At 31.0% G+C, this 19,580-nt stretch carries 15 protein-coding genes and 1 tRNA gene; 7 read left to right on the plus strand and 9 right to left on the minus strand.

Annotated features, from left to right (window positions below):
• Positions 1 to 47: 47 nt before the first annotated feature.
• Positions 48 to 380, minus strand: coding sequence for a hypothetical protein (locus tag ACVFVN_RS11020; RefSeq protein ID WP_165136850.1), 333 nt, complete (start codon positions 378 to 380; stop codon positions 48 to 50).
• Positions 381 to 668: 288 nt separating this feature from the next.
• On the opposite strand from ACVFVN_RS11020, the gene ACVFVN_RS11025 reads away from it, so the two are divergent.
• From ACVFVN_RS11025 to ACVFVN_RS11045, 5 genes are all read left to right on the plus strand, one after another.
• A complete protein-coding gene (locus tag ACVFVN_RS11025; RefSeq protein ID WP_456235288.1) occupies positions 669 to 6,374 on the plus strand; it encodes a DUF3320 domain-containing protein in 5,706 nt (1,901 codons plus the stop codon).
• A 230-nt stretch (positions 6,375 to 6,604) separates the two neighbouring features.
• On the plus strand, positions 6,605 to 7,648 hold the full coding sequence (locus tag ACVFVN_RS11030) for a ComEC/Rec2 family competence protein (RefSeq protein ID WP_456235289.1): 1,044 nt from the start codon (positions 6,605 to 6,607) through the stop codon (positions 7,646 to 7,648).
• 2 nt (positions 7,649 to 7,650) lie between these two features.
• Positions 7,651 to 8,763, plus strand: a complete 1,113-nt coding sequence (locus tag ACVFVN_RS11035; RefSeq protein ID WP_456235290.1) for a trypsin-like serine protease — start codon at positions 7,651 to 7,653, stop codon at positions 8,761 to 8,763.
• Complete coding sequence (locus ACVFVN_RS11040) at positions 8,760 to 9,215, plus strand: hypothetical protein (protein ID WP_456235291.1); 456 nt, start codon at positions 8,760 to 8,762, stop codon at positions 9,213 to 9,215. Before ACVFVN_RS11035 ends, ACVFVN_RS11040 begins: the two co-directional genes overlap by 4 nt.
• 3 nt (positions 9,216 to 9,218) lie before the next feature.
• Complete coding sequence (locus ACVFVN_RS11045) at positions 9,219 to 11,291, plus strand: hypothetical protein (RefSeq protein WP_456235292.1); 2,073 nt, start codon at positions 9,219 to 9,221, stop codon at positions 11,289 to 11,291.
• 62 nt (positions 11,292 to 11,353) lie between these two features.
• Here ACVFVN_RS11045 and ACVFVN_RS11050 read toward each other — a convergent pair whose 3' ends face one another.
• The 8 genes from ACVFVN_RS11050 to mce all read right to left on the minus strand — a co-directional run bounded on the left by ACVFVN_RS11050 (position 11,354) and on the right by mce (position 17,813).
• Entirely contained in the window at positions 11,354 to 11,962 is a 609-nt protein-coding gene (locus ACVFVN_RS11050) for a hypothetical protein (RefSeq protein WP_456235293.1), read from the minus strand.
• A 165-nt stretch (positions 11,963 to 12,127) separates the two neighbouring features.
• A complete protein-coding gene (locus ACVFVN_RS11055) occupies positions 12,128 to 13,264 on the minus strand; it encodes a hypothetical protein (RefSeq protein WP_456235294.1) in 1,137 nt (378 codons plus the stop codon).
• Positions 13,258 to 13,530 (minus strand): hypothetical protein, encoded by a 273-nt coding sequence (locus ACVFVN_RS11060; RefSeq protein ID WP_456235295.1) that lies wholly within the window; start codon positions 13,528 to 13,530, stop codon positions 13,258 to 13,260. The genes ACVFVN_RS11055 and ACVFVN_RS11060 overlap by 7 nt, the downstream gene beginning before the upstream one ends.
• A 225-nt stretch (positions 13,531 to 13,755) precedes the next feature.
• Positions 13,756 to 15,075, minus strand: coding sequence for a WG repeat-containing protein (locus ACVFVN_RS11065; RefSeq protein WP_456235296.1), 1,320 nt, complete (start codon positions 15,073 to 15,075; stop codon positions 13,756 to 13,758).
• A gap of 10 nt (positions 15,076 to 15,085) precedes the next feature.
• Entirely contained in the window at positions 15,086 to 15,571 is a 486-nt protein-coding gene (locus ACVFVN_RS11070; protein WP_456235297.1) for a hypothetical protein, read from the minus strand.
• Positions 15,572 to 15,818: 247 nt separating this feature from the next.
• Positions 15,819 to 16,973 carry a tyrosine-type recombinase/integrase gene (locus tag ACVFVN_RS11075; protein WP_456235298.1) on the minus strand — a complete coding sequence of 385 codons (1,155 nt, stop codon included), beginning with the start codon at positions 16,971 to 16,973 and terminating at the stop codon, positions 15,819 to 15,821.
• A 305-nt stretch (positions 16,974 to 17,278) separates the two neighbouring features.
• Positions 17,279 to 17,352, minus strand: a tRNA-Ile gene (locus ACVFVN_RS11080).
• A 62-nt stretch (positions 17,353 to 17,414) separates the two neighbouring features.
• A complete protein-coding gene (mce, locus tag ACVFVN_RS11085) occupies positions 17,415 to 17,813 on the minus strand; it encodes a methylmalonyl-CoA epimerase (RefSeq protein WP_456235299.1) in 399 nt (132 codons plus the stop codon).
• A 201-nt stretch (positions 17,814 to 18,014) separates the two neighbouring features.
• Here mce and rbfA point away from each other — a divergent pair, with 201 nt between their 5' ends.
• Together rbfA and ACVFVN_RS11095 are read left to right on the plus strand one after the other, a co-directional pair.
• Positions 18,015 to 18,377, plus strand: a complete 363-nt coding sequence (gene rbfA, locus ACVFVN_RS11090) for a 30S ribosome-binding factor RbfA (protein ID WP_456235300.1) — start codon at positions 18,015 to 18,017, stop codon at positions 18,375 to 18,377.
• Positions 18,378 to 18,380: 3 nt separating this feature from the next.
• On the plus strand, positions 18,381 to 19,571 hold the full coding sequence (locus tag ACVFVN_RS11095; protein WP_456235301.1) for an ABC transporter permease: 1,191 nt from the start codon (positions 18,381 to 18,383) through the stop codon (positions 19,569 to 19,571).
• Positions 19,572 to 19,580: the final 9 nt, after the last annotated feature.

Raw genomic sequence — 19,580 nt, forward strand, 5'->3', positions numbered from 1 at the left:
GGTTAAAATATTTTTTAAATAATAAGGGTATTGATTTAAAAATAAACCTAGTACAACTGTAATAAATGTAGAAAAGATTTAACGCCACAACGTAATCTAGGAAAAGTATGGCTCGAGAACGAATGGTTTTTGGTAATAGCAACCTCAACGAAATAAAAATAAAAATTATCGAGGTACACTATTTTTTTTAGCACTTTGGGAATCGTTCTTCCCATGCTAAGAATATCTTGCTCGGCATCGTGACGTTCGCAAAATTCGGGGAGAATTGTATCAACAGTATAACTGACAACATCAGGCGTGACAGAAACTTTTTCGTTTCCAAAAACACTGAATGCTATTAGTAAACATAAAGAAAAGAAAAATTTTAGTGTTTTACTCATCTTACCAAAACTGTTGTTTCACTTATGGACGGCAAAAATAAATTATAATTATTATAGACACAAATAATCGTTTGTTAATTTTTTATTAATAAGCTCTATAATTATTCCGTGTATTAATATGCGAAAAACAAAACAATTGTTAAGAATTTTTAATAAATTTATCTTTAAAGAAAAACAAATCTTAGACAATCAATTCATTTTAAATAAAATTGATGCTCATTTAACAAAAACACATTAGAACGACCCGAGAATTTTAAGAAAAAAATTATAACCTAATATCCGAAAAACATGTCTGAAAACTTAAATCCAGAAATACACATTAAGAATGCGCCCTATTTTAACTACACCTTTTGTTTAAACAAGTATAATTTTATTTTTGAGATTATATTTCAAAACATCCCCTCTAATCTTGAAAATATAAAAATTGAAATAACATCAAGCTTAGGCATTTTCGAAAAGTACAGGGTTTTTATTGATCGAATTTCTGCAAATACTTTTAGCCTATCAAACTTTGAATTTAACTACCAGTTTAAATTTCTCAAAAGTCTTATAGAAAAAGATATAGACACTATAAAAATTATATTATTAGCAAACGATACCGAAATTATTTCCACGCAATTCAATATGGATGTTTTGCCAATGGACTATTTTGGAGGGCTACAGATTTTACCACAACTATTGGGATCTTACGTAACACCCAATCATCCCACTATTTATCAAATAAAATCAGACGCTATCAATATCTTGGAACAAAATGGATATCCGCCAGCATTTGAAGGTTATCAAAACGAAAGTAAAGAGCGTGTTCTGCAGATGACTTCCGCATTGTACAAAGCCATCCAAAATCAAGAACTCATCTATAGTGCTTTGCCTCCAAGTTTTGAAAACCAAGGTCAAAGAATCCGTCTGGTGGAGCAAATTATGGAAACTAAATTCGGGAATTGTATTGACATCACCCTTTTGTTTGCGTCTTGTTTGGAAGCAATAGATCTTAATCCAATTATAATTTTCACAAAAGGACATGCTTTTGTCGGCGTTTGGTTGGAAGATTTACGATTTGATGCGATGATTAATTTTGACCAAGCCGCCATTTCGAAAAGGATAGCTTCAGGCATCAAAGAAATTGCCATTATAGAAACCACAACGCTTTGCAAAGGCAGCAGCATTTCATTCAGTAAAGCCATGGCGTCAGCCGAGAAACAGCTAATGAGCGAGTCTGATTTCTTATTATCTATAGATATCAAAAACACAAGATCAAACGGAGTTTTACCTTTACCAATGCTGAAACAGGATTCAGAATTCAAAAAAGAAATACAAACCAAAGAAGAAAATCCTGATACGGAGCTTGATGATAACTATGATATTGGCGAGACTTATGACAATCTCGAATTGACGGATTTTAGTAATCTAAGTAAACAAAAAATATGGGAAAGAAAGCTATTGGATTTATCCTTAAGAAACAATCTTCTTAATTTGAGATTTACCAAAAGCATGCTTCAGATTATTGATCTTAAAATCAACCTTTTAGAAGACACTTTAGCAGAAGGAAAATCTTATACGATACATCCTGATAATAACCAAGCCATAACCCGAAAATACAACAATTATATTCCGCCACTGCATACATCTTCAGATTTGTTCAAGCTTGCTGATGACGAATTCAAATACAACCGACTGCTTACAACCTATCATAATGACGATTTAGATTCTATCCTAACCAATCTGTACAGAACATCAAAGCTCGCCGAGGAAGAAAACGGAAAAAGCACATTATATCTTGGTTTGGGACTTTTAAAATGGTTTGATCCCAAAAATAAGACGACACCACGTTTTGCTCCAATATTATTAATCCCTGTCGAATTATCTAGAAAATCGGTTAATACAAAATATACCTTGCGAAGTCGAGAAGAAGAAACCATGATTAATATAACTTTAATCGAATATCTGAAGCAGGAATATAATCTAAATCTGAACGCTCTGGAAAACCTACCAATGGACGAATTCGGCGTAGATGTTCCGAGAGTTTTGGCAATTATCCGAAATGCTGTGCTTAATTTGGAAGGTTGGGATGTTTTAGACCAAATCGTGTTAGGAACTTTCTCATTCAATAAGCTAATTTTATGGCAAGACCTTTCAAAATACTCAGAAGAAATACAAAAAAGTTCTATCGTAAAAAGTTTGATTGATGGAAAACTAACAGAAACTCTAGAAAGTGTCGAAGGCAATCATCTTGAGTTGGAGGATTTATCTTCCGCATCCTTAACTTTGCCTATTCCTACAGACAACTCTCAACTGAACGCGGTAAACAATGCGAATCAAAACAAAACTTTTATTCTGCACGGCCCTCCAGGAACTGGAAAATCGCAAACCATCACTAACATTATTGCAGATGCTTTAGCAAATCATAAAAAAGTTTTATTCGTAGCCGCAAAGAAAGCCGCTTTAGATGTAGTGCATAGACGTTTAGAAAGCATTGGCCTGGCGCCTTTTTGTTTAGAATTACATTCTAATAAATCAAAAAAATCAGATGTTTTAAAACAGTTTGAACAAGCATTAGAAACCCCAAAATATCAGCTCAATAAAGACTTTTTAGAAGAAGCGAAACGCCTAGACGATCGCAAAAAAGAGATTAATAAATACATCACACAGCTCCACCACAAAAATCAGATTGGCTGGACTTTGTATGATTCTATTTCGTTTTTAGAAAACAACGCGATCGCTTTTCATGATGTCCCGAAAATCGATATTGATTTTAAAAATCTAAGTTCATCAAAATGGAACTTATGGAATGATTGGCTATTGCCCTTCAGCTCTATTGCGGCAAAAATTGGGCAGCCCACAAGCCATCCTTTGCATCTTGTTACGCTAAGCGCGCATCGATTTGATCATCAAAATAATCTTTCTGATGCGATTGAAAATTACCGTTCAAATTACGAAAAGGGACAAAATTTATTCAACAAATATCAAATCAACATCAAGAAAATTGGTGAGTTCGAAAGGATTTTAAACTTCATTAAAGGCCAAAAAATCCAAGCGCAACTTTTTGACTTTTATTTCGATCCAGAACAAAATCAGTTATTAAAACAATGGCTAGACCTTACTTCTAAAAAACAAAATACGGAAACTTCTATTACACAAAAGTTCAACAAAAGCATTTTTGAGAATAATCTTGACACGATGCAAATCCTTTGGAATCAAGCAAAACACACTTGGTTTTTCCCAAAATGGCTGAAGCAAAGAAAAGTAAAAAATCTTATCCAAGGCTTTGCTCATTTTAAAATTGATTCTGAGCAAATTATAGATCAGCTTTTCCGCCAATTAGAAAACTACAAAGATGTTAAAAACAAGCTTTCTGCAAGGCAATATGATGTTTTTGAAAGTCTTAATAAAACCTACTTCAAAACCGAAATTTTAGAAACCGATTTTATAAAAAAAGATTTACAAAATATAGAAAATCTGGAACAACTTCTGCCTCAATCTGCCGTTGAAAATCCTGAAGAATGGTTAAAATCCAATTTTGCAAATCAAGATATTTCTCAAGAAATAGAGCAAATCCTTTCCGTTGTTTATGAATTGAAAGAAGCCAAAACAACACTCGGAAATTATCTTTCTGAAATCCCAAATCTCGAAAAACTTACAGAAGTACACGCTCATCTTAGTCAATTAGAAAGCTGGATTAATTACAACATTTATAAAGAAAAAGCGCAAGAAATTGATTTAAAATGGTGCATCAATTTACTAGAAGAAGGCAAGCTAAACCCACATGAGATTCCGTTCGAATTTAATAAAACATTGCATTTCAATCATTTTATACAGACGACCTACGAGGCTGAGGTTTTGAATAGTTTTGATGCCAATATTTACGAATCAAAAATCCAACAATACAAAGATCTGCACAAAGAATTTATCGATCTTTCTAAAAATAAATTGATTGTAAAACTGAGTTCAAACATTCCCAATATCAATCAAGAAGCTGCGCAAAGTTCAGAAATTGGATTTTTGCAGAAAGCGATTCGGAGCAAAGGCAGGGGATTATCAATTAGGAGATTGTTTGATCAAATTCCGACATTAATTCCGAGGCTAAAACCTTGTATGTTGATGAGTCCTATTTCGGTAGCACAATATTTTGATGTCAATACAGATCATTTCGATTTGGTTATTTTCGATGAGGCGTCACAATTGCCGACATCCGAAGCGATAAGTGCTTTGGCACGCGCAAAACAAGCCATTATTGTAGGCGATCCCAAACAAATGCCTCCCACCAGTTTCTTTGCGTCATCCAAAGTTGACGAAGATAATATCGAAATGGAGGACTTAGAAAGTATTTTGGAAGATTGTCTGGCGTTATCTATACCGTCGAACTATTTGTTAAGACATTATCGCAGCAAACACGAAAGCTTGATATCCTTCAGCAACAAAAATTTTTATGATAGCAAATTATTAACTTTCCCATCGCCAGATGATTTGAATCAAAAAGTTACCTTTGAATTTGTGGAAGGCTTTTACGATAAAGGGAAAACAAGAACCAATAAGAACGAAGCACTTGCCATCATCAATTATATCAAAAAGCATCTAGCATCTGAAAACACCAAGTCGATTGGCGTCGTTACATTTAGCCAAACGCAACAAACTTTAATTGAAGACCTACTGCAGAAATTATTTATCGAATATCCAAAATTGGAGGAATTTGCATTGAAAACAAATGAACCCATATTCATTAAAAATCTTGAAAATGTACAAGGTGACGAACGCGACATCATTCTATTCTCTATTGGCTATGGTCCAGATGAAGAAAATAAAATCTCTATGAATTTTGGACCTTTAAATCGCGATGGAGGATGGAGAAGGCTGAATGTTGCGGTGACGAGAGCGCGTTACGAAATGAAAGTATTTTCCACATTAAAGCCTGACCAAATCGACCTTAACCGCACAAAATCCGAAGGCGTCAAAGGATTAAAAGATTTTTTAAATTTTGCCGAAAAAGGAAATTATGCACTAAAAGTGACTTCGGAAAATGAATCGAAAATCTCATTAATAGATTCTATCGTCCAACATTTAGAAAAAACAGGATTGGTAATTCGTAAAAATATCGGGACCTCGGATTATAAAGTCGACTTAGGAATTGTACATCCCGAAAAGGAGAAAGAATATATTTTGGGAATTCTTGTGGATGGAGAAAACTACTTTAACATACACACCACCAATGATCGTGAGTTACTTGCACCCAATGTTCTATCTGCATTAAACTGGAATATTTATAGAATTTGGACTTTAGATTGGTTAAAAAACAAACACAAGATTGTCCATGACATTATCGAGAAAGTTGAGTTTCTAAAACACCAAGCAAACGAAGAAAAAATCGAAGAAACTATTTCGGAAGACGATCCTGGAACACCACAACATACTTTAATAAAGGTTGAAAAAACCAGCTTCAATAAAGCAATGATGCCTTACGTCTGCGCCGTTTTTGAAGCAAATCCAACTGCAAATTCTGAAAGCATCTATTTTCTAGAAAACAGACCTATAATCCTAAATCAAATACGAGAAATCGTATCAACAGAGGCTCCTATTAGTAAAAATTATTTATTTAGAAAAATATTAAAACTTTGGAATACCACTAGAGCAGGTGCCAAACTGAATAACTACCTAACCGAAATTACTGAAAGTATTCCTACTATTTCTAAAAATAAAACACATCAAGAGTTTTATTGGAACGACAAAATTACACCAGACAACATTCAATTTTATCGTGAAAATTCATTTGAAAAAAGGAATATTGAAGATATTTCCCAAGAAGAAATCCAGATTGTTATCTTAGAAATCATCGAAGCTAATTTGAGTTTAAGCACAGAAGATCTTATTCGCCAGACATCTAAAGCATTTGGTTTTATGAAAGTTGGCGCACAGATTGACAACATCATCAACTCGACAATAGAATCTCTTGTAAAGCAAGAAAATATAAAAATTTTAAATAATAGAGTGAATATGAGCTAAATCCTATTCACTCCCCTATAAAAAACAAACTCCTTAATATCAATGCATTAAGGAGTTTTCTTGTGGTCCCACCTGGGCTCGAACTTTTCTCTTATTTCTTAGTATTTATGTGGGTTTCCGAGGATAACATCTAAAAGAGGTAGAATTTTAGGGAATTTTTATGATAATAATTCTTTTTTTAGCCATTAAATTGTATAGGTATTTTTGATAAATTTGTTTTAAACTATAAAATGACCATAAAATTTTTAAAAGCCTACAATGGAGATTGTATTTTACTAGAAACTCTTGATGAAAATCAAGAAATCTTTACTATTCTTATTGATGGGGGTACTGCTTCCACTTTTGCATATTCATTAAAAAAAGAATTAGAAAAAATATCTAGGATTAATTTATTAATTCTAACTCACATAGATTCTGACCATATTGGGGGTCTAATAAAATTTTTCCAAAATAGTTTAATTAATAAAATTGAAATTGACGAAATATGGATAAATCATCCTGAGTTAATCTCTATCACTACTGGTAATTTAATCAGTTTTGCTCAAGGAGACAATTTAAAAGAACTAATAAATACCAAGAAATCAAATACTATAATAACTCATATTGATAGTAGTTTAAACATAATAATTAGAAATGGAATCCAATTTGAAATATTGTCACCAGACCTAAAAACTCTTACTTTGTTCTATAAAAATTGGAAGCCCGATTTTTTGCATAAAACAATTCAAAAGGAAAATATTTCACAATCTTTGGAGGTGTCTACATATGATAAAAACCTTGAAGAATTATCAAAGATACCTTTTAACCCAGCAAGCTCATTAGAAAACGACCTTACAAATGCTTCATCTATCGCTTTCATTTTAAAAACTTTAGAAGGGAAAAAGTTAGCATTTCTTGGTGATGCAAGACCTGAAGTAATTGATAATATACTAGTAAATAAGGGATATTCATCTTCGAATCCTCTTAATTGTGATTTAGTTAAACTCTCACATCACGGGAGTAAAAATAATACATCTCCATCGATATTGGATAAAATTAAATCGAACCAATATTTTATTTCAACAAATGGTGGCTCATCTAATCATAAACATCCTTCAAGAGAGACAATTGCTAGAATAATCTATAATCAAAATCGAAATTTAGAGAATGAAATAATTATATTTACAAATTATCCAATTCAAGAAATAAAAAATAAAATCGGAAATTTTATCTCGGATAAAGATTTTGAATCAGGTAATTGGAAATTAAAACATCAAAACGAATTCATTTTATAATAATGCCTGAAAGAATCATTGAGCAAGCCTGCGTCAAAATAAGTATTAAGCAAGGGGAAGAAATCATTAAACAAGGAAGTGGCGTTTTAGTTGCTACGGAACAAAGTTTCTATGTTTTAACCGCTTGTCATTGTTTAGGAGATACAAAACCTGATTTGAAGAATATTATTATCCAAAAACAATATGATTTTAAATCAGAATTTAACGATATAAAAGTAGTAGATATTACAAGATTTGAAGTAAAAGACGATTGGGCTCTACTAGAAATAGATTTTAATAATGAAGAAGAACTGTTAAAGAATTATCCTTTTGCTAAAAATATCATTAGAGAACAACCTGTAAAGTTTTGTGGCTATCAAAAGATTGGTTCTAATTCTTATCGAAATTTTAGCGCTAAGGTTAATACTATTTCTAGTGATAATTCATTTTTTGTAATTAAACTTATTGAAGATACTTTTGACCAACATGGAGAAAGTGGAAAGGAGATTGCGGAAGGTTTATCAGGAAGTGGAGTTTTCATAATTAAAAGTGGAACACCCTATCTAATTGGTATTTTAAATTCCGTCAATACCGATAAAGCATGGAATGATGATATAAACTGTAAAGCTATTGATTGCTTACAAGAATATATTAATGATTTTACGGATTTATCTGACGAAAGTATAATTCAACGATGGGAACAGGAGTTAGAAGAAGAAATTACAAAAGAAGATATTGAAGCTTTCAGAGCAACAAATGAAGATTTTTTCAAGAATATAGATAGAAAAAATAAGGTAATCTACGATAGTGAAGAAAAGGCAATTGATGTTACAACAAAAAAGATAAAAAAATATTTATCTTTCCAATATAAAATTCAAGAATTAGAAAATTATAATCCTGAGATATATCAAAAATTCATCAAGTTAATTAATAAGTTTCAAGATGCAGTAACTGATGAATATTCAAGAAGTGTGAATAATAATAATGAAGCAAAAGACGCATTGATTAAATTACAGAAAGATTTTAGAGAGGAAGTAACTAGAATTTTTCCCGATGATTTAAAATTTGATATTGCAGAATACCAAATAACAGAATGGTTATTAGACTGTTCTTTGAATTTTACAATAAGAATATGATTGATATCAACTTTCAAAAAAAACCAATTTCGGTATCTATTAAGCATAATGCATACTATAAGCTTATAGTTTTACTCGCCATTATTAATTATTGTGCAAGAGGGAAAAAGGCTTCTTTACTATTAATTCATCTTGTTTTTTGGTCATTAAGAAACTCTGATAACCACAAGATATTATATGATTTTTCTAAAAATTATAGAAATACATTAGTTCCTTGGACATTTGAAACTGGAATCGATCAGGTTCTGTCGTTAGGTTACATATATCATTTTTTTGAGAAAGAAATTATAACCGATACTCTAGAAATTAAAATTAGCTCCGAAGGGGAAAAATTACTGAATAATATCGAAAATGAGAAACTTTTTGAAGAAGATATTACTAAAATTAAACAAATTGGACAGCTTCCAAAAGCAAAAATATCAAGAGCAAATAATAACTGGACATTATTATAGATTATGTTTTATATTTCAAGATTAAAAGTAGAAATACTTACAAATAAAAGTGAATCTATTGAAGATTTGTTTGGGTTCGATTTTGAATTCCAAAAGGGTTTAAATATTATTGCTGGTCATAATTCAAGAGGGAAAACAACAATTAATTCTTGTATTTATTATGCATTGGGAATGGAAGAGTTAATTGGCGGGCGAAATGAAAAGGCATTAGACAAAGCATTAAAAGAAAATTTCTCCGTAGGTGTTGAAGACTTTAAAATTACTCATTCTAAAGTGCTTCTAGAAATAAATAATTCCACTGGTCAAACAGCTACATTATTAAGATATATTATTCCAGCATCTGTTGATAAAAAAAATTCAAATATTGAAATTTATAATGGAAGCATAACGGACTTACAAAATCTAGAAGAGAATATTCATTTCATCAATGGAGCGGGAAATAATGATGACGAAAATGGTTTTTATCCTTGGCTTGCTTCTTTTATTGGTATTACTATTCCTGAAGTTAGTAACACTTCACGAAAATCTAATTATAGTCCTCTTTATTTGCAGACAATTTTTTCTGCTCTTTTTATTGAACAAACTAAAGGTTGGGCTGATTTTTTTTCAACAATACCTTATTTTGGCATTCCTGACAATAAGCAAAAAGTAGTTGAATTTCTTCTAGCACTCAGCGAATTAACTCTTGCTACTCAAAGAGATATCCTTAATAAAGAAAAATCTGACCTATCAGTAAATTGGCAAAAAAATCTAAGATCATTGAGTCTTATTGAAAAACAATACAATGGAACATTAAGAGCGATTCCAGACGAAATGACAACCGACAAAACAAAGATTGAAAAAATACAACTATATTTTCCAATCAATGAAGAAGAAAGCCAAACATTAGAAGAAAAATTGCTCCAAAAAGAGAGTGAACTAATTGAACAAACTCAAAATGAGATTCCAAGAATTCAGGAAACTCGTGAGAGCACTATCGATAGCTACAATAAAAATAAAGAAGAATATCTGCAATTACGACATAATGTTAAAAATTTTGAAAGTCGCTTAAGTCTAGAAAAAACACAATTACAAAACTTATTAAAGCAGGGCAATTCGGTTGATAATGAAATTAAAGAACATATAAATATAAAAAAAGTTTTCGACGAAAATATCATTAATAAAGGTGATAATCATTGTCCTACATGTAGTCAAGAAGTATCTACAGATTTATTATCAACTAAAGGTTTTAAAATTCCCATTTTGTCCGTTGAGCAAAATATAGCTTTCTTAAAAAGCCAAAAAGAGTTAGTAAAAGTGTCAATTCATTCATTAAGAAAAACCACCGAAGAAAAAGAAGTTATTCTTACATACTACAAAAACATTTTAAGGAAAAAAGAAACCTTGATTAAATCGCTTTCAAGAGATTTGATTGCTGATGATAGAGCATTTTCCGAGGCAACCATTCTCAAAAGATTGCAAATTGAAAACGAAATAGAGGGATTAAAGTTTGTAAAAAATTCTCTGAAAGAAATCAAGGAAAACTTAAAGGAATTAGCCAATAAGTATCATAACAACTTAAATAGCATAGAAAAACTAAAGAATTTTGAAACAGAAGATGATAAGGTATTAAATGGTTTTGAAAAATTTTATCAAAAGCTACTAAAAAGTTTCAAATATGACAGTAATGAAATTTGGCAAATATCTATAAATAGGTCACATCCTTTCAAATATTTCCCTGTTTATAAACACCATATAAACTCTCTACCACAATCAATCCGAACAAATTCCTCTGCATCAGATTTTATTAGAAATTTATGGGCATTTACATTGGCATTACTACAAGGCTCTAATCATCCAGGCTTAGTAATATTTGATGAACCTGGACAACATAGGACAAATATTGAGAGCCTAAAAGCTTTATTTTCTATTTCCTCTGGATTTATAAATCATCAAATAATAGTATTTACGTCCGTGGATAAGCAAATTAATGAACAAGAAACATTAGAATTAGATGATTTAATTTCCAACCTTAAAGAAGGAACTTATAATTTGATAAGTTTGAATGAAGAAAATAAAGTTATTGGAAAATTATAATTATTAAATTTAATCGAAAAAGACCGCCAGTATTGGCGGTCTAAATGAAAGGTAAAATATATTTACACTTTTTTCATCAGATTTATATTAATAAAATCGTTATCAGTAATATCGAAATCATCATTTTCCCAAAGGTCATAATAATTATTCTGTATGTCGAATAGTATCTCAGCTCTTTCGTCAAGTGAGACATCCTCAAAGGTATTTAACCCTAAATCCGTTCCGATAATTAGCTTTGACCTTTTTAATAAAAATTTTAACTTCTCAGGTCTCGCATTTGCGATTTTGAAGTCTACAGAAAATTCAATTGCTATATTTCTATTAACTCCATTCATACTTAACATATTCTCAAACCTTGGTAAAGTATATTTGTTATTGGGAGCTACATTCCCAGTACTTATTTGTGTAGTTTTAACAATCTTAATTTGCCGACTAATTACTTTGGTTTTGGCTTTTAAATCTATAATATTTAGCAAAAAAACTTTATAATTCGCACCTTCTGTTTTTGTTATTCTGATTTCAATATTTTCAAAATATTTACAGACAAACAGTTCATCCGATTTTTGTTCAAAAACAAAATAAGATTTTTGTGCATTAGTACTCTGGTATATTGCGTTAATCAGTTTAAAAGCATTGCTACCCGTTGTATTTGTAATCTCTACTTGTTTCATAATTAAAATTCTATTATTATTTTGTGGTTTTTAATTTTCTTGTAACTTTTAATTTCATTACTTGTTTTACTTGCTTTCGCTTGTATGCGTCGCTTGTTAATATATTTATATACATATGTTATCATACTTTATAGATATATATTAACGTTATATAATAAAACCGCACTAAAAAGCAGATTCTGTAAGTGAATCTAGCCTCTTTCGGAGTTTATTAAAAAAAGTAATTCTGACGTATCCATTATTTTGTTTGTAGGAATTGTATAATTTTTCTAATGATTTTAGATAACTCAACTTGATGGCTGAACTTAAAAGAGGTGTTGCAAAATTTATAAACTCTATTACTCCAAATTTTTTCAGACCCATATAAATTAGGTATTCGTCAAATTCCTTCTTTCCTTTACTTTTCAGTTGAGATTGAACTAATTTCCTTGAAACTTCTGGAGAAATAACATCTACAAAACTTATATCAGTTGCTAATCTGAAAAGTGAATCCGCAATATCTTGAAAGTTAATTTTCAATTTCTCCAAACTTTCTATTTTACCCTTAAAATCCCTTTGATTAAATTGCTTTACAGACTTTATTTTTAGCTCAAATCTTAAAATGCTATTATTTTGAGAAATCTTTTTAATCAGTTTTTTTCTTTTGATTTTACTCGCTTTTGGAAAAACTTCTTTTTGTTCAGACGCTCTATCTAGTTTATCATATACAACGATTTCAAATTTCTTTGCTTTGAAATATAATGCTGAATTATCTACAAGGAATCGTTTAGGTACTCTTTTGATTTGGGAAATACTATTAATTATAGAGCTAATATGCATCTTGAATTTTAGATTAACACCTAATTCTAATTGTGTAACAGATGCTTTCCAAAATATTCCTCTAGGAATCTTAAATTCGTCTGCATATAGATTTATTATGTCAACGAAGTTTTGATAGGTCAAATCTTCGAAAACATTTAATCCTTTGTAATTGATATAGTTTTTTCTAATATTCTGATGAATAGTCAACCTTCCTACTTTTTCTTCCTTTTCTCCAATGGTTCTAGAATATGTAATGAAAAGGTTTTTAAAAGAATAATCTGAAAACTCATTTTCATTTTCGTTATCAGAATCATTAATTGAAAATTTGTAAATCTCATTATCTGACAAATCTTCATTAATCAATTTTGACATAAAAGAAATTTTTCGATAGTCAAATACGAAAAACTCCTTCCCATCTTTTGTAAATGAATGTTTTTTCTTGGATTTCAAAATATCATTACTAATGTAGCAGATGATATAAAATTTAATTCTGTCTACCATTTCATTTTATTTTTAAGAAAATCCTGTAATTCTATTTCATCAATATAGATTTGTCCATTCCTTGTAGGCTGTCCTACTTTCAGTCCCTTCTTTCTATATCTATCTATAGTCGAACGGCTGATTCCATACTTTTGTTTTGTTTCTAAAATAGAAAGCATTCCCTTTTTTTGTTCATTTTCTAAAGACTTTACCCTCATTCCCAGTTTGTCAATTTTCTTCAACAAGAATAGAATGTAGCTTGATTTTAAATTTGATTTTTTAGACATAATTAAATGATTTTATAAGGGTACTAACTCTAGTGAAGTCCAAATTCAGGGTTTTGAATATTAATTATTTGTTAACTTTTTCATATTTTATATTATTCGCATTTCATCATTCTTATTACTATAATAATTTATTACTAAAAGTGGACATTATGTTATTAAATCCGCAATGGTTAAAACGCAAAAAAAGCGGTAAAAACCGCTTTCAAACATTTTTTTGTAAAAAAGTTAGTCGAAATCAAATAAGATTTGCCCTGTTTTATCAATGTAATTATATCCTTGTTTTCGATGAATTTGAGGGTCAGGAAGAATTAAGCCTTTGCCATTAACAAAGACTGATGCATACAAAAATTGAGGTTTGATAACAAAATCTCCTTTTGTATTGATATAGCCAAATTTTCCTCGAACTTTAACGACTGCTAAACCTTCTTTGAAATCTGAAACAGCTTCAAATGGAGAGGAGGTTAATACTTCGCCCTCAGGTTTTAATATTTCTTTGTTAATGACAACTTCTCCATTTGTATTTATAAAGCCCCATTTCCGATTTAGAGCCACCTTTGCAAGACCTTCGCTAAAATTCCCAGCATACTGAAATGGAACCTTAGAAATAAATTTTCCTTTTTCATTAATAAAAGTATAACCATAATCTTTAATACTTACTCTAGCTAGATTATTTACAAAATGTTGTGCAGATTCGTAAAGTAATTTATCTCGTGTAATTCCTTGACCTGGCTTATACATTAATGTTTCTCGTTCAGGAGGAATTATTTTTGCCGTTCCTTTTTTATCAATATATTTAAAAATGCCGTAATCGTAAATTATTGCCAAGCCATTATGAAAATCACTTGGATTTGGAAAAACCTCTTTATCCTTTATCATTACAATTGCAGGACTAATACGATGCCCAAATTTATAAACATAGTTTCCTTTAAGGTCTATGTAGGCATATTCACCGACTGAATTTTTCACTAGTGCTAAGCCTTCGTGAAAATCTCTTGCAAAGCTAAATTGGGGAACAATTACTTCCTCTCCATTTTTATTGATATAACCCCATTTCCCATTTAAACTTATTTTTGCAACACCATTTACAAAGTCTCCTGCATCATCATAAATTGCGGGTATCATATAATTACCTTTCTTATCAATAAATCCCCATTTCATTTCTCCTTTGGTAAAAATAGATTTAATTCCAACAGATGCTAATCCCTCTGAAAAATCATTCGCATAATTATATCTTGGAGTAATCGCATATTCGCCAGATTTATTCATATAACCAAACTTATCTATGTAATCCTCCTCTTCACTATCTTTTTCTTTGACCACAGAAAGACCTTCTTTGAAAAAACGTATTTTATCAAATTTTTTTGGACTTACAAATTGTCCTGTACTATCTATCATTCGGGTATAAACATTGTAAATACTTCCATTGTCATTTGGAGTTTCTACAATTGCATATCCATTTTTGAAGTCTGATGCTTCTAAAATTTTTATTTGAGCATTGTATTGTAAAGCTATAAACGAAGCGATTACAAAATATTTTATGACCATATTATTTGAATTATTTTTTCTTACTAAATACCGATACCATAAAATAACCTTCTTTTAAATTGGGTTGATCTTTTCTTGGAGCATCTACAATTCCAATATTTGAACGTTCTCCAGTGTAAAATAAGAAGTGTGGTTTATTAGATTTCAAAATGTAATTATTTGCATTAATTTCACTTTTTATCTTCTTCAACAAATTCCAATCATTACTATAAAAATTAGTTCGCACTTGTTTAAAATTGTAGCTGGTATACAAAATAATTTGCCTTTCAATAACCTCATTATTCGTATCATCTGAATATGAGAATTTGTAAGTATCAGTTATACTTTCCTTGTCTTCATTTCTTTCTGGTTCTGAAATTTTCCAACCAAAAGCATTTAAAGTCGTTAAATCTGAAATAGATGTTGAACATACAACTAATAGGCTTTCTAAATCTGTAATTTGGGAATAAATGTTAACGCATAGAAACATGGTAATTGTTAACAATAATTTTTTCATAGTTTAATTAAGTTGCCACCAGTTCCAAATAACTTTAGTATAAACATAAAAAAAGCGTGGAACTTAAACCGTATTAGTAATCGAGGCACTGGTATACCTTATACACCTAATAGGATAAGCCCACGCATAACGGGGCGTATCACTATTTATCTCGGTGTATAAGAAAATTACCAGTTTTCGATTACGAGTATAAACAGCTTACGCTTTTATCTTAAAATTATATTTCTTCTGTCGTAAAATTACGATTTTATCCGTAATGAACACTATTCATAACATTTTTTAGATTACCAATATGAGAATTTGTATAAATCAAAGTATTTGAAATATTGACGTGTCCTAAAAGCTTACTAACAAGAGGTAAAGAGATATTTTTGTTATTAACAAGGTATGAAGCAAAAGTATGTCGACCAACATGGAAAGAAATTTTCTTATTGATATTACACGCTTTAGCAATCTCTTTTAATTTTCTATTTCCGACTTGATTAGGCACTTCCATAAATATTTTATCATTCGATTTTTTATTAATCATATGTCTTGCAAGTAATGATCGTAATTGCTTATTTAATGGTATATCTACTTTATGTTTAGTTTTTAACATTGTCTTTGAGATAATACCATTTTCCCAATCAATATCTGATTTCTTCAAAGAAAATAAATCTGAATATCTTAATCCCGAATAACAAGACAATAAAAACATATCTTTTACAGTACGATGTAGAATATTACTAGACTCGTATTTCTTGAATAATATTACTTCATCTTCATCAAGAAAAATAGTTTTGTGCTTTAAAGATTTTATAACAAATAATCCTGCACCATAAGGTGTTTCTATTTTTGCTTTTTTAAATCTGTTAGCTTCGTTTATGATACACTTCAAACATTTATGATGATTATAGACACCACCATCGCCAATATCTAGTTTCTTTAAATAATTATCAAATTTTTTAATAAGACTAAGGTCTATCTCAGAAACAAAAATTTTGGACTTAAAATTTTTAAGACGTATTCTAAGTGTCTGATATTTGTAGTACGTATCATCACAAATGTCTGGACGTTTAAGTTCCAATACTTCATCAAAAACATTAAAGAAATTATTATTCTGATTTCCTTTGATAAAATTATCAATAATGGAAAATGATAAAGGAACGCCTCCCATAATTGCTTGATTACAATGCGCAATTAAATCGGATGTTCTTTTATTGATTATTGAATTTAGAGTTCCGAATCCTTTTCCTACGGCAAGACCACTCTTCTTGTCCCAGAATTTTTTCTCGACATTCTCTCCAAGAGAATAGGTTTTTTTTTCGGAACTAATGATTACTTGAATGAAGATTGGAGACTTTCCATCTTTAAGAACCTTGTCGGCTCTAAGAATTGCTTTGACTGAAAAATTACTTTTCATTGTTTAATTATTTTAATGTTTATACTTAACTAATAGATAGTAGACATTAGAATAATAGGCGAAGATAGAAATAATCTTCCAAATTTCAAAATAAACAACTGATTATCAGTAACTTCAATAAAAGTTAAAGAGTGTTAATTTATGTTAAGACGAAATTTTGAATTTTAGCTCAAAAAAAATTTAGGTAGAAAAAAGGGGAAGTTTTTTTGGCGAACGATGACGAAATATGATTACATCAAGACAAGAAAAAGCCCCTTAAATAGGGGCTTTTATAAATTCTGAAAAATTTTCATTCTTCATTCTAGTGGTCCCACCTGGGCTCGAACCAGGGACCACCTGATTATGAGTCAGGTGCTCTAACCAACTGAGCTATAGGACCTCAAAATTTGGTTAAATTTTGTGAGTGCAAAAATAATAAAATTTATTTCCCAACCAAACTTTTTATGGCTTTTCTTGACATAATTCTACCAAAACACCATTGGTCGATTTGGGATGCAAGAATACAACTAATTTATTATCAGCGCCATCCTTGGGTTCTTCAGAAATAAATACAAAACCCGATTTTTTCAATCTTTCGATTTCTGCATAGATATTTTCTACGCCAAAAGCGATGTGATGAATGCCCTCGCCTTTCTTTTCAATAAATTTTGAAATGGGACTTTCTGGATTAGTAGCTTCTAGAAGTTCGATTTTGCTTTCTCCTACTTCGTAGAAAGATGTTACAACGCCTTCGCGCTCTACAGATTCTTGCTTGTAGTTCTCTTTTCCTAAGAGTTTTGAAAACAAATCGTCGGAGATGCCTAATGATTTGACTGCGATACCTAAATGTTCTATTTTCATTTTAATTTCTTTTTTTGAGTTGCGTGAGGGCGTAGTGCATTGTCGGAGCTCTTTTTATCCAGTGGCGGAGCGAAGCGGAAGCCACTGGATAAAAAAGCGACTGCACGAAGACCGACCCGCTTGTTTTGCTATTGGCCGAAGCTTTGGAAAAACAAAGGGGCACGCCCAAATTATATCAAACAAAAGTATTAAATTTGCGCCATGAACGAAAGTAATAGACAAAGAAAAGTCGCACAAATTATACAGGAGGATTTCGCAGAATTGTTCAGAAAGCAAGCTGCAGAAAGCGCTCAAAATTTTTTGGTAAGTGTAAGCGATGTTAAAGTAACGCCAGATTTGGGGATTGCAAAAATATATTTAAGCATTTTCCCAACTGAATTGCGTAAGCCGATTATGAAAGAAATTGAAGCTAACAAAGCCCAATATCGCAATTATCTTGGTCAAAAAATGGCAAAGCAAGTGCGAATTATCCCAGATTTAGCATTTTATATTGACACTACTTTGGACGATGTGGAGCGCATTGAAAAAGAACTAAAAGGTGAAGGCGACAATCCTATTCTGTAATTGGTGAGAAACAATCCGTTTTATATCGCGTCCCGTTACATAACTGCCAAAAAAGGAAGTCATGCGGTAACCTTTATCACATGGTTGGCTGCATTTGCAATGATGGTGGCGATTGCCTCGATGTTTGTCATCGTGTCTGTATTTTCTGGACTGGAGGATATCAATCGTGATATGATCGCAAACCTACATGCTGATCTCACCATAAAAAGTAAAGACGGAAAAACACTCACTAATATTGAGAATATCCAGAATATTCTGAAAAAGAATAAAAATGTAGACAGCTTTTCCAAAGTTATAGAAGAGAAAGTCTACATCATTTACAAAGACAATGGAGAAATTGCTTATTTACGCGGTGTTGACTCGGCCTACATTTCAGTAAATCCGATTAACAAATCTGTCATCTACGGCGCTTATCCTAGCTTTGAATTTTCCAATGAAGTCTTGATGGAAAGTCAACTCGATAACCGATTGGCAATCCCTGTTAATTCTTCACAGGATTTTGCGACCGTCTATATGCCAAAAGCTGGAAAAGGCATTATCCAACAAGAGGATGATATTTTTAATCGAAAAGAAATCTATGTTACTGGTGTTTTTCCTAGTAATGACCAGCTCAACAACTACATTTTGGCGCCTATAGAACTTACACAACAACTTCTGAATCTTCCAAAAAATGCGGCTTATCAAGTTGTTATTAAACTTAAAAATTCTGATTCTGCCGATAATGTAAAATCTGAATTATTAAAACAACTTAATAATAATGTCGAAATAAAAACCAAATCTGAGGAAAATGCAGCCTTTTGGAAAATGATTAATACTGAGAAATTAATGATTTATTTAATTTTTTCTTTGGTTATTTTCATCACCACTTTCAATTTGGCGGGTGCAGTTATTATTCTACAACTCGACAAAGCACCACAAGCGAGAACTTTGCGATCTTTAGGTTTTACACAAAAAGATTTGAATAAAACTTATTTTAACACAGGGCTTTTAATTGTTGTTATTGGTGTGGCTTTAGGTTTAATAATTGGTAGCATTTTGTGTTATTTCCAGATACAAACCAACTTCTTCATGGCGGGAGAAAACCTACCATTCCCTGTGAGAATTACCGCAATTAACTATTTGGTTGTCGGTGCTGTAGGCTTATTTTTCGGGATTTTAATAGCATATATCTTCTCTAGAAAATTAAAAAGCTAGAAGAATTCC

This window comes from Soonwooa purpurea (assembly GCF_053891095.1).

Excerpts from the sequence above, each read along its gene's own strand:
- ACVFVN_RS11020 (WP_165136850.1), bottom strand. The coding sequence starts at position 380 with ATGAGTAAAACACTAAAATTTTTCTTTTCTTTATGTTTACTAATAGCA.
- ACVFVN_RS11025 (WP_456235288.1), top strand. The coding sequence starts at position 669 with ATGTCTGAAAACTTAAATCCAGAAATACACATTAAGAATGCGCCCTAT.
- ACVFVN_RS11030 (WP_456235289.1), top strand. The coding sequence starts at position 6,605 with ATGACCATAAAATTTTTAAAAGCCTACAATGGAGATTGTATTTTACTA.
- ACVFVN_RS11035 (WP_456235290.1), top strand. The coding sequence starts at position 7,651 with ATGCCTGAAAGAATCATTGAGCAAGCCTGCGTCAAAATAAGTATTAAG.
- ACVFVN_RS11040 (WP_456235291.1), top strand. The coding sequence starts at position 8,760 with ATGATTGATATCAACTTTCAAAAAAAACCAATTTCGGTATCTATTAAG.
- ACVFVN_RS11045 (WP_456235292.1), top strand. The coding sequence starts at position 9,219 with ATGTTTTATATTTCAAGATTAAAAGTAGAAATACTTACAAATAAAAGT.
- ACVFVN_RS11050 (WP_456235293.1), bottom strand. The coding sequence starts at position 11,962 with ATGAAACAAGTAGAGATTACAAATACAACGGGTAGCAATGCTTTTAAA.
- ACVFVN_RS11055 (WP_456235294.1), bottom strand. The coding sequence starts at position 13,264 with ATGGTAGACAGAATTAAATTTTATATCATCTGCTACATTAGTAATGAT.
- ACVFVN_RS11060 (WP_456235295.1), bottom strand. The coding sequence starts at position 13,530 with ATGTCTAAAAAATCAAATTTAAAATCAAGCTACATTCTATTCTTGTTG.
- ACVFVN_RS11065 (WP_456235296.1), bottom strand. The coding sequence starts at position 15,075 with ATGGTCATAAAATATTTTGTAATCGCTTCGTTTATAGCTTTACAATAC.
- ACVFVN_RS11070 (WP_456235297.1), bottom strand. The coding sequence starts at position 15,571 with ATGAAAAAATTATTGTTAACAATTACCATGTTTCTATGCGTTAACATT.
- ACVFVN_RS11075 (WP_456235298.1), bottom strand. The coding sequence starts at position 16,973 with ATGAAAAGTAATTTTTCAGTCAAAGCAATTCTTAGAGCCGACAAGGTT.
- mce (WP_456235299.1), bottom strand. The coding sequence starts at position 17,813 with ATGAAAATAGAACATTTAGGTATCGCAGTCAAATCATTAGGCATCTCC.
- rbfA (WP_456235300.1), top strand. The coding sequence starts at position 18,015 with ATGAACGAAAGTAATAGACAAAGAAAAGTCGCACAAATTATACAGGAG.